The organism is Streptomyces sp. NPDC054834 (genome assembly GCF_053611185.1).
In genome coordinates this window covers 88,292-101,597 of record NZ_JBSGZV010000004.1, presented here as the reverse complement: position 1 = coordinate 101,597, position 13,306 = coordinate 88,292, and the positions used below count along the sequence as shown (strand labels likewise).

Sequence of the window (13,306 nt, the reverse complement as noted above, 5' to 3'; positions counted from 1 at the left end):
GGGCCATGCCACGGCGAGTTCCCTCCGCGCGGGTTACCCGTCCTGCCGGTCCGGTTCCCCGTTCACATAGACGCGAGGAACACGCGTTCCGATGCGCGTGACGATTTCGTACGCGATCGTGCCGGACGCCTGCGCCCAGTCCTCGGCCGTGGGCTCGCCCCGGTCGCCGGGCCCGAACAGCACGGCCTGCGCTCCCGCCTCGGGTTCGTCTCCCCCGAGGTCGACCACGAACTGGTCCATCGCGACCCGCCCGGCGACCGTACGCCACTTGCCGCCGACCAGGACAGGGCCGCTGCCGGAGGCGTGCCGGGGGATGCCGTCCGCGTAGCCGACCGGCACCAGGCCGAGGGTCGTCTCGCCCGGGGTGATGTAGTGGTGCCCGTAGCTGACGCCGTGCCCGCCCGGTACGTGCTTCACCAGCGCCAGCGACGCCGACAGCGTCATCACGGGACGCAGCCCGAAGTCCGCCGGGGTGCCGATCTCCAGGCTCGGCGAGATCCCGTACAGGGCGATGCCGGTCCGCACGAGGTCGAAGTGGGTCTCCGGCAGGGTGAGCGTGGCCGGGGAGTTGGCGATGTGCCGCACCTCGGGGCGCACGCCCCGCCCCTCCGCGTACGCCAGCATCTCCCGGAAGCGGAGGAGCTGGGCGTCGATCGAGGGATGCCCGGGCTCGTCGGCGGAGGCGAAGTGCGACCACAGCCCGGTGATCCGGACCAGCCCCTCGCGCTCGGCGTGCAGGGCCTCGGCGACGAGTTCGGCCCAGTCCGGTCCCGGCTGGCAGCCGTTGCGGCCGAGCCCGGTGTCGGCCTTGAGCTGCACGCGCGCGGGCCGGCCTGCCTGCCTGGCCGCCTCGACGGCCTCCCGCAGCGCCCACATACCGCTGACGGACACGTCGATGCCGGCCTCGATCGCCTCCCGCCACGGCCCGCCCGGGGTCCACAGCCAGCACAGGACCGGCCCCGGCAGCCCGGCCGCGCGCAGCGCGAGCGCCTCCTCGGGTGTGGCGGTGCCGAGCCAGCTCGCGCCCGCCTCGACGGCCGCGCGGGCACAGGGCACCGCCCCGTGGCCGTACGCGTCGGACTTCACCACGGCCATCAGGGCCGACTTGGGCGCGCGGGCACGCAAAGCCCGTACGTTGGCCCGCAGGGCGGCCAGGTCGATCTCGGCGCGGGCGCGCAGGGGCGCGGTCGGCACAGGTGGTCTTTCAGTCATCGCGCCCCCAGTGTCTCAGAGGCCCCCGGCAACCTCCGGGCGCAGGCCCCTCGCACGGTCTAGGAGCCGGGCCTGCGGCCCCACACGAATACCCGGTCGCCCTTCTTCAACACGCCCCACAGCCTGCGCGCGTCGGCCAGCTTGAGGTTCACGCAGCCCCAGGAGCCGACGGTGGTGTAGATGCTGCCGTAGACGGCGTGGAAGGCCTGGCCGCCGTCGAAGAACTGGGCGTACGGCATGGGTTGGTTGTAAAGGGTCGACCAGTGGTTCTTGTGCCGCCAGTACACGGTGTGCCACCCGGCCCGGGTGGCGTACCCCTTGCGGCCGCTGCGCATCGGCACCGGCCCGAACACCACCTTCTTGCCCTTCTGCACCCAGGTGACCTGCCGGCCCAGGTCCACGCAGGCGACCCGGTAGGTCCGAACCGGGCACTTCTTGGCCGCGTTGGGGTTCTTCTTCGCCGAGATGAGCATCATCTGCGCCCAGGTGACGGGTCCGGCGAAGCCGATCGCGGGCTTGATCTTGTGCTTCTTCTGGAAGTTCCGGATGGCCTTGCAGTCCGCCCCGGACTGCTTCCCGTCCACCTTCCGCTTCAGCCACCGCTCGACCTGCCGCTGGTAGGGGCCGGTCTGCTTGCTGCACGCCACCTTGGCGACGGCGTCACCGAGCGGCACGTACTCGATGAGGTCGTACGTCCCCGGCGCCGCGTCCCGCGGCTCGACGGCGTCCTCCTCGGGGCTCGGCGTGTACACCTTCGGCGGCAGCATCTGGTCGGGGGTGTCGAACTGCCAGGGCTGCTGCGGGCCCGGGGGGACCCCGGGCACCAGTTCGGTCATGGCGCCCGCGGCGGGCGGCGGGGACGCCGGGGTGGCGGCCCGGGTGGTCCCGGCCGTCGGGAGGACGGTGGCGGCGGCCAGGAGCACGGCGATGACCCGGTAGGCGGTGACCTGGTAAGCAATATGTCCATATTTCACACGATCAGCCAAGCGGCCCGCTCCCCCGAATCCCGGCAGCCGCGCGGGCAGGTCACCCGAGGGGTGGACGCCGCCCGCCGGGAGACGCCGGCCCGTACGTCAGTCGCGTACGTCCCGCCAGGCCTCCGGAATGGCCGCCGCCACGTCATGCGCCCCCGCCGGCGCCCCGTCCGCCGCGTACCGGCCGGCGAGGCCGTGCAGGTACGCCGCCGCGCTCCCCGCGTCCAGCGCCGACAGCCCCGACGCCAGCAGCGACCCGGCCAGCCCCGACAGGACGTCCCCGCTCCCGGCCGTGGCCAGCCAGGGCGTGCCCGTGGCGTTCACCCGTACGGCCCCGCCCCCGGCGTCCGCGACCAGCGTGGTCGACCCCTTCAGCAGCACGGTCGCCCCGTACAGCAGCGCCAGCTTCCGCACGGACTCCAGCCGTGCCCCTTCGACCTCCTCGCGGGCCACACCGAGCAGCGCGGCGGCCTCACCGGCGTGCGGGGTCATCAGCGTCGGCGCGGTGCGGGCCCGTACGGCGTCCCGGTCCGCGAGGCGCAGCCCGTCCGCGTCGATGAGCACCGGCACGTCCGTCTCCACCACCTCGGCGACGGTGACGGCGTCGTCCCCGGCGCCGGGCCCGACCACCCACGCCTGCACCCGCCCCGCCTTGTGCGGCCCCTGGTCGGAGACGAGGGTCTCGGGGAAGCGAGCGATCACGGTGTCCCCGGCGGGCCCGACGTAGCGCACGGCGCCCGCCCCGCCGCGCAGGGCACCCGACACCGCGAGGACGGCCGCGCCCGGATACCGCGCCGACCCGGCCGCGATGCCGACGACACCCCGCCGGTACTTGTCGCTCTCGGCGGCGGGCCGGGGCAGCAGGCGGGCCACGTCGGCGTGCTGAAGGGCCTCGAGTTCGGCCTCGGGGGGCAGCTCCAGCCCGATGTCGACGAGGCGGACGGTCCCGGCGTACTCACGGGCGGGGTCGATCAGCAGGCCCGGCTTGTGCGTCCCGAAGGTCACCGTCAGGTCGGCGCGGATCGCGGCCCCGCGCACCTCGCCGGTGTCCGCTTCGACCCCGCTCGGCAGGTCCACGGCGACGACGGCGGCACGGGAGACGCGGGCGGCCTCCGCGAGCGCCTCGGCGTCGGGGCGCAGGCCGCCCTTCCCGCCGATCCCGACGATGCCGTCGACGACGAGGTCGGCCCGGGCGACGAGGTCCTCGGCGGAGCCGCCGGGGCCGGCGACGGTGCCGCCCGCGCGGCGCAGTGCCGCGAGGCCACCCGGGTGGGTGCGGTCCGGGCTCAGCAGAACGGCCGCGACCCCGGCGCCGCGCCGGGCGAGCCGGGCGCCGGCGTACAGGGCGTCCCCGCCGTTGTCGCCGCTGCCGACGAGGAGCACGACCCGGCGCCCGTACACCCGCCCCAGCAAGTCCGCACAGGCGGCGGCCAGTCCGGCGGCGGCCCGCTGCATGAGGGCGCCGTCGGGGAGCCGTGCCATGAGCTCACGCTCGGCTGTCCTTACCGTCTCTACGCTGTACGCGGTACGCATGCGATCGAGTCTGCCCCGGATCCGGCCGCGCCTGCACCCCGAGCCCGGATCCGCTCACCCCTCCGCGACCACCACCGCCGACGCGACTCCCGCATCGTGACTGAGCGACACATGCCAGGACCGCACCCCGAGTTCGGCCGCCCTGGCCGCCACCGTGCCCTTCACTCTCAGCCGCGGCTGACCACTGTCCTCGACGTACACCTCCGCGTCCGTCCAGTGCAGCCCCGGCGGCGCGCCGAGGGCCTTGGCGAGCGCCTCCTTCGCGGCGAAACGCGCGGCGAGCGAGGCGATGCCCCGGCGCTCCCCGCTGGGCAACAGCAACTCGCTCGCGATGAAGAGCCGGTCGGCCAGCCCGGGCGTACGGTCCAACGACACCCGGAACCGGTCGATCTCGGCCACGTCGATACCGACACCGATGATGGTCATGGCGGGCAGCCTATGGCGACGGGCAGGTCCACGGGGCGCGGAACCTACTCCACCGTCACCGACTTCGCGAGGTTGCGGGGCTGGTCCACCTCGTTCCCCCGGGCGGTGGCGAGCTCGCAGGCGAAGACCTGGAGCGGGACCGTCGCCACCAGGGGCTGGAGCAGCGTCGGGGTCGCCGGGATGCGGATCAGGTGGTCCGCGTACGGGGCCACCGCCTCGTCGTCCTCTTCCGCGATCACGATCGTGCGCGCGCCCCTGGCCCGGATCTCCTGGATGTTGGAGACGATCTTGTCGTGGAGGACGGAACGGCCGCGCGGGGAGGGCACCACCACGACCACCGGCAGATCGTCCTCGATGAGCGCGATCGGGCCGTGCTTGAGCTCGCCCGCCGCGAAGCCCTCGGCGTGCATGTAGGCGAGCTCCTTGAGTTTCAGGGCGCCTTCGAGGGCGACCGGATAGCCCACGTGCCGCCCGAGGAACAGCACCGTGTTCTTCCCGGCCAGGGAGCGCGCGAGCGACCGTACCGGCTCCATGGTCTCCAGCACCCGCTCGACCTCGGCGGAGATCTGCGACAGGTCGCGGATGACGGCCCCGATCTCGTCGCCCCACTTGGTGCCCCGGACCTGGCCCAGGTACAGCGCGACCAGGTAGCACGCCACCAGCTGGGTGAGGAACGCCTTCGTCGACGCCACCGCGATCTCCGGGCCGGCGTGCGTGTAGAGCACCGCGTCCGACTCCCGGGGGATCGTCGAGCCGTTGGTGTTGCAGATGGCCAGCACCTTGGAACCCTGTTCGCGGGCGTGGCGGAGGGCCATCAGCGTGTCCATGGTCTCGCCGGACTGGGAGATGGCGATCACCAGGGTCTGCGCGTCCAGGATCGGGTCCCGGTAGCGGAACTCGCTGGCCAGCTCCACCTCGCACGGGATGCGCGTCCAGTGCTCGATGGCGTACTTGGCGATCAGGCCGGCGTGGAAGGCAGTACCGCAGGCGACGATGACGACCTTGTCCACCTCGCGCAGCTCCGAGGCGCTGATCCGGACCTCGTCCAGGGTCAGTGAGCCGGCCGCGTCGATGCGGCCCAGGAGCGTATCGGCGACCGCCTTGGGCTGCTCGGCGATCTCCTTGAGCATGAAGTAGTCATAACCCCCCTTTTCCGCGGCCGAAGCGTCCCAGTCGATGTGGTACGAGCGGACGTCCGCGGGACGGCCGTCGAAACCGGTCACCGTCACGCCGTCGCGGCGCAGCTCCACCACCTGGTCCTGACCCAGCTCGATCGCCGACCGCGTGTGGGCGATGAACGCGGCGACGTCCGAGGCGAGAAAGGCCTCACCCTCTCCAACGCCCACCACCAGCGGGGAGTTCCGCCGCGCGCCCACGACCACATCCGGTTCGTCCGCGTGCACCGCGACCAGCGTGAACGCCCCCTCCAGACGGCGGCACACCAGCCGCATGGCCTCCGCGAGGTCGGCGCTGGAGGAGAACTCCTCGGCGAGCAGATGGGCGACGACCTCCGTGTCCGTCTCCGAGGAGAGGTCATGGCCCCGCTCCGCGAGTTCCGCGCGCAGCGCCGCGAAGTTCTCGATGATCCCGTTGTGGACGACGGCGACCCGGCCCGCGTTGTCCAGGTGGGGGTGCGCGTTGGCGTCCGTCGGGCCGCCGTGTGTGGCCCAGCGGGTGTGGCCGATGCCCGTCGACCCGGTCGGGAGCGGCCGGTCGACCAGTTCCTTCTCCAGATTGACCAGTTTCCCGGACTTCTTCGCGGCGGCCAGGCCGCCGTCCGCCAGCACGGCGACGCCCGCCGAGTCGTAACCCCGGTACTCCAGCCGCTTCAGCCCGGCCATCACGACCTCGAGCGCCGACTGCGACCCCACGTATCCCACGATTCCGCACATGCGCCGCAGCCTACGACCCGAAGCCGGTCCAAAACTGTCTCCGCGTGCCCGAAATCGGAAATTCTCAGGGCACTTACCACCCTCGCAGGATCGATTGCAGCCATGTGCCGCACTAGAGCCGCGGCTGGGCGTGACCGACCCCACCCGCCACGCCGTTCAAACTCCGTTAACAATGGAATGTGATCTCTCCGGTCTCCTCGATGCCCCGGAGCGCCCACCGGCACAGGCCGGAGGCGACTCCCTACGTCGATCTCACTCGCGCCGAGTGGAGCGCGCTGCGCGACAAGACGCCGCTGCCGCTCACCGCCGAGGAGGTCGAGAAGCTGCGCGGTCTCGGCGACGTCATCGACCTCGACGAGGTGCGCGACATCTACCTCCCGCTGTCCCGGCTCCTCAACCTCTACGTCGGCGCCACGGACGGATTGAGGGGGGCGCTGAACACGTTCCTCGGCGAGCAGGGTTCCCAGTCGGGCACACCCTTCGTCATAGGCGTGGCGGGTTCGGTCGCCGTCGGGAAGTCGACCGTCGCCCGCCTGCTCCAGGCGCTGCTGTCCCGCTGGCCCGAGCATCCGCGCGTCGAACTGGTGACGACGGACGGGTTCCTGCTGCCCACCAGGGAGCTCCGGGCCCGCGGCCTGATGTCGCGCAAGGGCTTCCCCGAGTCGTACGACCGCCGGGCGCTCACCCGCTTCGTCGCCGATATCAAGGCGGGCAAGGACGAGGTGACGGCGCCCGTCTACTCCCACCTCATCTACGACATCGTGCCCGACCAGCGGCTCACCGTCCGGCGGCCCGACATCCTGATCGTCGAGGGGCTCAACGTCCTCCAGCCCGCGCTGCCCGGCAAGGACGGCCGCACCCGGGTCGCTCTGGCCGACTACTTCGACTTCAGCGTGTACGTCGACGCGAGCGGCGAGGACATCGAGCGCTGGTACCTCAACCGGTTCAAGAAGCTGCGCCAGACCGCCTTCCAGAACCCCTCCTCCTACTTCCGCAAGTACACCCAGGTCTCCGAGGAGGAGGCCCTCGACTACGCGCGGAGGCAGTGGCGGACCATCAACAAGCCGAACCTGGAGGAGAACATCGCCCCCACCCGGGGCCGCGCCGCCCTCATCCTCCGCAAGGGCCCGGACCACAAGGTGCAACGGCTGAGGCTGCGGAAGCTTTGACCGCTACCCTGCGGGCATGCTGCACCTGCGCCTGATCACACCGGCCGGCAAGACGGACGACGTGGTACGCCTGATCGAGAAGACGGTCGGCACCACGCATCTCGCCGTCATCCCCGGCGCCGCCCGCAACCCGGCCGGGGACATCGTGATGTGCGACGTGGCCCGGGAGGCGGGCGACGAACTGCTGACCGGGTTGCAGCGGCTGGGCATCGACAGCACCGGCTCCATCGCCGTGGAGAACATCGATCTGTCGCTGTCCGAGCGGGCCGACAAGGCCGAGGCGGAGGCGCCCGGCGAGGGCGCGGACGCGGTGCTGTGGGAGCACCTGACCGACGCGACGCACGAGGAGTCGACGCTGTCGGTGACCTACGTCGCCTTCATAACCCTGGCCACGATGATCGCGGCCTGTGGTGTGGTGCTCGACAACGCGATCCTGATCGTGGGCGCGATGGCGGTGGGACCGGAGTTCGGGCCGCTGGCGGGCATCTGCACGGCCCTCGTACGGCGTGCCCCGCGCCTGGCGGTGCGCTCGCTGACCGCGCTGCTGGCAGGCTTCGCCTTCGCGATGCTGGTGACCGTCGGCTTCACGTACTTCATGGACGGCGTCGGCCTGTTCACCAAGGTGCAGCTGGAGGCCGAGCGGCCCAACACCAACTTCATCTACCGGCCGGACGCCTTCTCGTTCGTCGTGGCCGTCCTCGCCGGCGCCGCCGGCACCCTGTCGCTGACCTCGTCGAAGTCGGGGGCCCTGGTGGGCGTGGCGATCTCGGTGACCACCGTCCCGGCCGCCGCGAACGCGGCCGTGGCCTGCGCGTTCACCGAGTACCACCAGGCCTGGGGCTCGACCGAGCAGCTCCTGCTGAACCTGCTGGGCATCGTCCTGGCGGGCACGCTCACCCTGCTGGCCCAGAAGTGGTTCTGGGCCAGGCAGCGCGAGCGCGCCCCCGAACTCGGCTAGCCCAGCGCCGATTTCACCGCGTCGGCGAGCCTGCCGGCGACCGAGCGTGCCTGGTCGATGTCGGCGGCCTCGACCATCACGCGCACCAGCGGCTCCGTGCCGGACGGCCGCAGCAGCACGCGGCCGGTCGAGCCCAGCTCCCGCTCCGCTTCCGTCACCGCGGCGGCGAGGTCGGCGGAGGTCTTCACCCGGGACTTGTCGACGTCGGGCACGTTGATCAGCACCTGCGGCAGCCGCTCCATGACCGAGGCGAGGTCCCGGAGCGTACGGCCGGTCTGGGCGACGCGGGCGGCGAGCAGCAGGCCGGTCAGCGTGCCGTCGCCGGTGGTGGCGTGGTCGAGGATGATGACGTGGCCGGACTGCTCGCCGCCGAGGGCGAAGTCGTGCCGCTTCATCTCCTCCAGGACGTACCGGTCGCCGACGGCGGTCTGCACGAGGTGGATGCCCTCGCGCTCCATGGCCAGCTTGAAGCCCAGATTCGACATCACGGTCGCGACGACGGTGTCGGAGCGCAGTGCGGAACGCTCCCGCATCGCCAGCGCGAGCACGGCCAGGATCTGGTCGCCGTCCACCTCCTCGCCGGTGTGGTCCACGGCGAGGCAGCGGTCGGCGTCGCCGTCGTGGGCGATGCCGAGGCCGGCGCCGTGCTCGATCACGGCGGCCTTCAGCTTGTCCAGGTGGGTGGAGCCGCAGCCGTCGTTGATGTTGAGGCCGTCCGGCTCGGCGCCGATCGTGATGACCTCGGCACCGGCCCGCGAGAAGGCCTCGGGCGAGACACCGGCGGCGGCGCCGTGCGCCTCGTCGAGGACGATCTTCAGTCCGTCGAGGCGGTTCGGGAGCACGCCGAGCAGATGGCTGACGTACTGCTCGAAGCCCTGGTCGTACGACCGTACGCGCCCGACCCCGGCGCCCGTCGGCCGCTCCCAGGGTTCGCCGTGGCGGTGCGCCTCGTACACGGCCTCGATCCGGTCCTCCAGCTCGTCGGCGAGCTTGTGGCCGCCGCGGGCGAAGAACTTGACGCCGTTGTCGGGCATGGCGTTGTGGCTGGCGGAGAGCATGACACCGAGGTCGGCGCCGAGCGCGCCGGTGAGGAACGCCACCGCGGGTGTCGGCAGCACACCGACGCGCAGGACGTCCACGCCCGCGCTCGCGAGGCCCGCGACCACGGCGGCCTCCAGGAACTCCCCGGACGCGCGCGGGTCCCGTCCGACCACTGCCTTCGGCCTGTGGCCCTCGAAGGTGCCCGCCTCGGCCAGCACGTGCGCCGCTGCGACGGAGAGCCCGAGCGCCATCTCGGCCGTCAGATCCGCGTTGGCGACACCGCGCACGCCGTCCGTGCCGAAGAGTCGTCCCACTTGTCCTCCTGAGGAAGCGTCAGTTGCGATGGCGGTCGCCGCCTGAACATCGGATCACACTAGCCTTTGAGCGTCTTGTGTCGTTATACGCCGTTGGGCTCGGATAAACGAACGCCCCGACGGCACAGTGGCGTGCCGCCGGGGCGTTCGGAGTACGAGCAGGCAGCTGTGATTAGCGCTTGCTGTACTGCGGGGCCTTGCGGGCCTTCTTCAGACCGGCCTTCTTGCGCTCGACCGCACGGTCGTCGCGCTTGAGGAAGCCGGCCTTCTTCAGCGGGCCGCGGTTGTTGTCGACGTCGGCCTCGTTCAGCGCGCGGGCGACACCGAGACGGAGCGCACCGGCCTGACCGGAGACACCGCCACCCGCGATGCGGGCGATGACGTCGTAGCGGCCCTCGAGCTCGAGCACCTTGAAGGGCTCGTTGACTTCCTGCTGGTGCACCTTGTTCGGGAAGTAGTCCTCGAGGGTGCGACCGTTGATCTTCCACTTGCCGGTGCCCGGGACGATCCGGACACGGGCGATGGCGTTCTTGCGGCGGCCCAGGCCGGCGGCCGGCTGGGGCTCGCCGAAGCGGGACGCGAGGGACTCGGAGGTGTACTCGCCCTCGACGGGGACCTCGGACTCGGTGGTGTAGCTCTCGATGTCGATCTCTTCGATCGGCTGCTCGGCAGTGGTCTCGGCCACGATTCTCCTCAGATTCTCTTCAGTCTTAGGGGGTGGCCGGACTTACTGCGCGACCTGGGTGATCTCGAACGGCACCGGCTGCTGGGCAGCGTGCGGGTGCTGGTCACCCTTGTAGACCTTCAGCTTCGAGAGCATCTGACGGCCCAGAGTGTTCTTGGGAAGCATGCCCTTGACGGCCTTCTCGATGGCCTTCTCGGGGTTCTTGTCGAGCAGCTCGTCGTAACGGACGGAGCGCAGACCACCCGGGTAGCCGGAGTGGCGGTACGCCATCTTCTGGGTCCGCTTGTTGCCGGACAGGTGCACCTTGTCGGCGTTGATGATGATGACGAAGTCACCCGTGTCAACGTGGGGCGCGTAGATCGGCTTGTGCTTGCCACGCAGGATGGAGGCCGCAGTGGAGGCCAGACGGCCCAGGACGACGTCCTGAGCGTCGATGACGTGCCACTGGCGCGTCACATCGCCGGGCTTGGGGCTGTACGTACGCACGGTTCGTAGCCTTCGCTTCGAGTGAATGGTCCTGAACAGGTCACCGAAACGATCACGACAGCCTGTACCGCACGGCGGCGACGCATACCGCGTACGTGGGGTCGCTGGTCATCGGCCCGGTGGACCGGTGTAAGGGCCCGTCCCGTGAGAATGAGCAAGCCAATACACAACGAACAGGCAGGATACCCGTGGCGCCGCGCCCCGGTCAAAACGGGCTCGCTGCCGCTGGGCTCCGCCGGTTCTCACGTCCAGTGTAGGCCGCCTCGCCACTGGGGCCGCCGCCTCCGCGCATCGGCCCTGAACGGGCCTCGCCCTCGAACGCCGGACGGGCTGGGTGATACGGGCCCGGGCGGGACGCCGGCGGAACAGGGAAAACAGGGGGCCGTGGTCGAGCCGGTCGTGGGTGGGGTTGCGGCGAAAGGTCCCCTATCGCACCTGGTAGAGGCGCACCAGCATCCCCCGCCCCCCGTCTAAGATGCGCCCCATGAGCTATGGGCAGGGGGGACCCCAGTCCCAGTGGGATCCCTGGAAACCGAACTCGCAGCAGCCTTGGAACGACGGCGGTGACGGCCGGTCCCCGGACTGGGCCGCGCTCGCCGATGCCTCGGAAGCGCGGCACAAGCGGCGCAAGGTGCTGTTCATCGGCGGCGGCGTCGTCGCCACGGTGGCGATAGGCGCTGCCGTCGCGATGAGCGTCGTATCGGCGAACAAGGACAACAGCGCCTCGGGCCAGCCCTCCGACCTGCCCGCGAGCGCCTCGCTGCCCAGCGGCTCCGCGTCGGCGCCGTCCTTCGAGCCCACCAGCGCGCCGCCGCCGCTGGACCCGAAGGACTTCATAGCCAGCGCGAAGAAGGACACGGCCCCGCTCAGCGCGGAGACGCTCTTCCCGGGCACCCAGCTGACCATGGGCGAGACCGTGTACAAGAAGGGCCCCACGGCCGACACGACGAACTGCGCCTCGGTCGCCGGCGGCACCCTCCCCAAGGTGCTCACCGGCAACGGCTGCACCCGCCTGCTGCGGGTGAGCTACACCAAGGACGGTGTCGCGGTGACCGTCGGTGTCGCCGTCTTCGACACCGAGGCCAAGGCCACCAAGGCCAAGGGCGAGGCCGACAAGAAGAGCATCGTGAAGTCGCTGTCGGGCAAGGGCGTCAAGGCGTTCTGCGACTCCGCGGTCTGCCGCTCGACGACCAACTCCTACGGCCGCTACGCCTACTTCACGATCGCCGGTTTCACCAACGGCAAGGACGTGACCACGAAGGACACCAAGGTGTTCAGCGCCGGTGACGACCTGGCCGAGTTCACCTTCCGGCAGATCCGCCGCCGGGGTGAGGCACAGGCCTCCGCGGCGGCGAACCAGTAGCCGGTCGGTGAACTAGGGCCGTCGCTTCAGGCGCAGTCTGATCGGCACCACCGCCGACTCCAGCTGCGTACGCAGGGTCATCTTCGAGACCCCCTCCGTGCGCTCCTCGAAGCGGATCGGGATCTCGACGGCGCGGTGGCCCGCCCGTACGGCCTTGTACTTCAGCTCGACCTGGAAGCTGTAGCCCGCGCTGTCCAGCGAGGCCAGGTCCACGTCACGCAGGGTGTCGGCCGACCACAGGTTGAAGCCGGCGGTGATGTCGTGGATGGGGGTGCCGAGGATGGTGCGCGCGTAGCGGTTGGCGAACCGGGAGAGCAGGACGCGGTGCGCGCCCCAGCCCTCGTCCAGCGAGCCGCCCTCGACGTACCGGCTGCCGACGACCAGGCCCGCCCCGGAGGTCACGGCCGCCTCCAGCATGCGCGGCACGGCCTCCACCGGGTGGCTGCCGTCGGCGTCCATCTGGACGACGTACTCGGCGCCCTCCTCCAGCGCGGCGGTCATGCCCGCGGTGTAGGCCCGCCCGAGCCCGTCCTTCTCGGTGCGGTGCAGCACGCTCATCCGGCGCCGCCCGGCCCCGTCCGCGTTGTACTTCTCCGCCAGCTCCTCGGCGACCCGCCCGGTGCCGTCCGGACTGGAGTCGTCGACGATCTTCAGGTGCAGCCCGTCCAGCGGCAGCCCGAGCACCGCCTCGGCCATCCGCGGCACGTTCGCCGCCTCGTTGTACGTCGGCATCACCACGGTGATCGGTACGCCGTTGCCCTGCCCCGTCATGCCTTCTCCCCTCGCGGCGCCGGTCTGCCCAGCGCCCGGAACCGCCAGCCCGCCGCGGTCCAGCGGTCCGCGTCGAGTACCCCTCGGCCGTCCACGATGTTCGGCCGGTTCACCAGCGCGGCCGCCCCCTCGGGGTCGAGCGCGCGGAACTGCGGCCATTCGGTCAGGTGCAGGACGATATCGGCCCCGCGCAACGCGTCCTCGGCCGACACGGCGTAGCCGAGCAGCGGGAAGGCCTTGCGGGCGTTGTGCATGGCCGCGGCGTCGTAGACGTTCACGTCGGCGCCGTCCAGGCGCAGCCGCGCGGCCACGTTCAGCGCGGGCGAGTCGCGGATGCCGTCGGAGTCCGGCTTGAAGGCGGCGCCGAGCACGGCGACCCTGGCGCCCAGGACGGCTCCCCCGCACAGTTCGCGGGCCAGCTCCACCACCCGGTCGCGGCGCCGCATGTTGATCGCGTCGACCTCGCGCAGGAAGGCCAATGT

General features: G+C 71.4%; 12 protein-coding genes and 1 pseudogene. 3 read left to right on the top strand and 10 right to left on the bottom strand.

Going from position 1 to position 13,306, the window contains the following annotated elements; genetic code table 11:
• Positions 1-33: 33 nt before the first annotated feature.
• From alr to glmS, 5 genes are all read right to left on the bottom strand, one after another.
• The gene (gene alr, locus ACWGJM_RS07720; RefSeq protein ID WP_453410745.1) at positions 34-1,212 is read right to left on the bottom strand and encodes an alanine racemase; all 1,179 of its coding nucleotides are present in this window, start codon (positions 1,210-1,212) and stop codon (positions 34-36) included.
• Positions 1,213-1,271: 59 nt separating this feature from the next.
• Positions 1,272-2,186, bottom strand: a complete 915-nt coding sequence (locus ACWGJM_RS07715; protein WP_453410744.1) for a L,D-transpeptidase family protein — start codon at positions 2,184-2,186, stop codon at positions 1,272-1,274.
• Between the two features lie 99 nt (positions 2,187-2,285).
• A complete protein-coding gene (locus ACWGJM_RS07710; protein ID WP_453410743.1) occupies positions 2,286-3,719 on the bottom strand; it encodes an NAD(P)H-hydrate dehydratase in 1,434 nt (477 codons plus the stop codon).
• Between the two features lie 54 nt (positions 3,720-3,773).
• Positions 3,774-4,145 (bottom strand): holo-ACP synthase, encoded by a 372-nt coding sequence (locus ACWGJM_RS07705; RefSeq protein ID WP_453410742.1) that lies wholly within the window; start codon positions 4,143-4,145, stop codon positions 3,774-3,776.
• A 44-nt stretch (positions 4,146-4,189) separates the two neighbouring features.
• Positions 4,190-6,037 carry a glutamine--fructose-6-phosphate transaminase (isomerizing) gene (glmS, locus tag ACWGJM_RS07700; RefSeq protein WP_453410741.1) on the bottom strand — a complete coding sequence of 616 codons (1,848 nt, stop codon included), beginning with the start codon at positions 6,035-6,037 and terminating at the stop codon, positions 4,190-4,192.
• 200 nt (positions 6,038-6,237) lie between these two features.
• On the opposite strand from glmS, the gene coaA reads away from it, so the two are divergent.
• A complete protein-coding gene (gene coaA, locus ACWGJM_RS07695) occupies positions 6,238-7,206 on the top strand; it encodes a type I pantothenate kinase (protein ID WP_453410740.1) in 969 nt (322 codons plus the stop codon).
• A gap of 16 nt (positions 7,207-7,222) precedes the next feature.
• Complete coding sequence (locus ACWGJM_RS07690; RefSeq protein ID WP_453410739.1) at positions 7,223-8,164, top strand: DUF389 domain-containing protein; 942 nt, start codon at positions 7,223-7,225, stop codon at positions 8,162-8,164.
• Here ACWGJM_RS07690 and glmM read toward each other — a convergent pair.
• The 3 genes from glmM to rplM all read right to left on the bottom strand — a co-directional run bounded on the left by glmM (position 8,161) and on the right by rplM (position 10,690).
• Positions 8,161-9,519, bottom strand: coding sequence for a phosphoglucosamine mutase (gene glmM / locus ACWGJM_RS07685; RefSeq protein ID WP_453410738.1), 1,359 nt, complete (start codon positions 9,517-9,519; stop codon positions 8,161-8,163). The two genes, ACWGJM_RS07690 and glmM, sit on opposite strands and share 4 nt — an antisense overlap.
• A gap of 172 nt (positions 9,520-9,691) precedes the next feature.
• Positions 9,692-10,204 (bottom strand): 30S ribosomal protein S9, encoded by a 513-nt coding sequence (gene rpsI / locus ACWGJM_RS07680; RefSeq protein WP_100827765.1) that lies wholly within the window; start codon positions 10,202-10,204, stop codon positions 9,692-9,694.
• Between the two features lie 42 nt (positions 10,205-10,246).
• On the bottom strand, positions 10,247-10,690 hold the full coding sequence (gene rplM, locus ACWGJM_RS07675) for a 50S ribosomal protein L13 (protein ID WP_037680366.1): 444 nt from the start codon (positions 10,688-10,690) through the stop codon (positions 10,247-10,249).
• Positions 10,691-11,174: 484 nt separating this feature from the next.
• On the opposite strand from rplM, the gene ACWGJM_RS07670 reads away from it, so the two are divergent.
• Positions 11,175-12,053 carry a hypothetical protein gene (locus ACWGJM_RS07670; protein ID WP_453410737.1) on the top strand — a complete coding sequence of 293 codons (879 nt, stop codon included), beginning with the start codon at positions 11,175-11,177 and terminating at the stop codon, positions 12,051-12,053.
• 12 nt (positions 12,054-12,065) lie between these two features.
• Here the strand turns inward: ACWGJM_RS07670 and ACWGJM_RS07665 are convergent, their stop codons facing one another.
• Positions 12,066-12,824 carry a polyprenol monophosphomannose synthase gene (locus ACWGJM_RS07665; protein WP_453410736.1) on the bottom strand — a complete coding sequence of 253 codons (759 nt, stop codon included), beginning with the start codon at positions 12,822-12,824 and terminating at the stop codon, positions 12,066-12,068.
• Positions 12,821-13,303, bottom strand: a pseudogene (locus ACWGJM_RS07660) (UDP binding domain-containing protein); the annotation flags it as partial. The gene ACWGJM_RS07665 and the pseudogene ACWGJM_RS07660, both read right to left, overlap by 4 nt.
• Positions 13,304-13,306: the final 3 nt, after the last annotated feature.

Bases quoted from the DNA above. Each gene is read 5' to 3' on its own strand.
- alr (WP_453410745.1), bottom strand. From the start codon at position 1,212: ATGACTGAAAGACCACCTGTGCCGACCGCGCCCCTGCGCGCCCGCGCC.
- ACWGJM_RS07710 (WP_453410743.1), bottom strand. From the start codon at position 3,719: ATGCGTACCGCGTACAGCGTAGAGACGGTAAGGACAGCCGAGCGTGAG.
- ACWGJM_RS07705 (WP_453410742.1), bottom strand. From the start codon at position 4,145: ATGACCATCATCGGTGTCGGTATCGACGTGGCCGAGATCGACCGGTTC.
- glmS (WP_453410741.1), bottom strand. From the start codon at position 6,037: ATGTGCGGAATCGTGGGATACGTGGGGTCGCAGTCGGCGCTCGAGGTC.
- coaA (WP_453410740.1), top strand. From the start codon at position 6,238: ATGCCCCGGAGCGCCCACCGGCACAGGCCGGAGGCGACTCCCTACGTC.
- ACWGJM_RS07690 (WP_453410739.1), top strand. From the start codon at position 7,223: ATGCTGCACCTGCGCCTGATCACACCGGCCGGCAAGACGGACGACGTG.
- ACWGJM_RS07670 (WP_453410737.1), top strand. From the start codon at position 11,175: ATGAGCTATGGGCAGGGGGGACCCCAGTCCCAGTGGGATCCCTGGAAA.
- ACWGJM_RS07665 (WP_453410736.1), bottom strand. From the start codon at position 12,824: ATGACGGGGCAGGGCAACGGCGTACCGATCACCGTGGTGATGCCGACG.